This window comes from Methylobacterium sp. J-078, from assembly GCF_022829285.1.
Classification (GTDB): Bacteria; Pseudomonadota; Alphaproteobacteria; order Rhizobiales; family Beijerinckiaceae; genus Methylobacterium.
Window position 1 is genome coordinate 1 of the sequence record NZ_JAKSYI010000089.1, and the last position, 417, is coordinate 417.

Sequence of the window (417 nt, forward strand, 5' to 3'; positions counted from 1 at the left end):
CGGCCAGAGAGCCACCACGAGCCCCTCCGCCAGGGGCCGGCCGAGCCAGGGCGTGGCGAGGCCGATCAGACCGGCCAGGGGCGCACCGACGAGGCGGGCCCAGTCCATGCCGGCACCGTCCGGCGGCATCAGCCGGTGCTGGACCACGTCCAACCCGCCCTGCCCCGCCACGAGGTCTCGCACCTGATCGCGACGCCTCCCCCCGCCGGAATCAGGCAGGCGCACGCGCCCGACCACCGCGCGCAAGTCGGCGAGGGGCTAGCGGGTGGAGAGGCCCAACACCACGAGGCGCCACAGGATCCCGGGATTGTCGAAGGCCGGGCGGTCGTGGGAGGAGGACCGTTCGGCGCTGGACGGCGCTGGAAGCCGGTAGGTTGCTCTCACTGATCCGTCCGCCCGGCCGTGTCATCCGCTCCG

1 pseudogene is annotated in these 417 nt (G+C 74.3%); it reads right to left on the reverse strand.

The window, feature by feature from the left end:
* Positions 1-183 (reverse strand): annotated as a pseudogene (locus MKK58_RS13875) (hypothetical protein); the annotation flags it as partial.
* Positions 184-417: the final 234 nt, after the last annotated feature.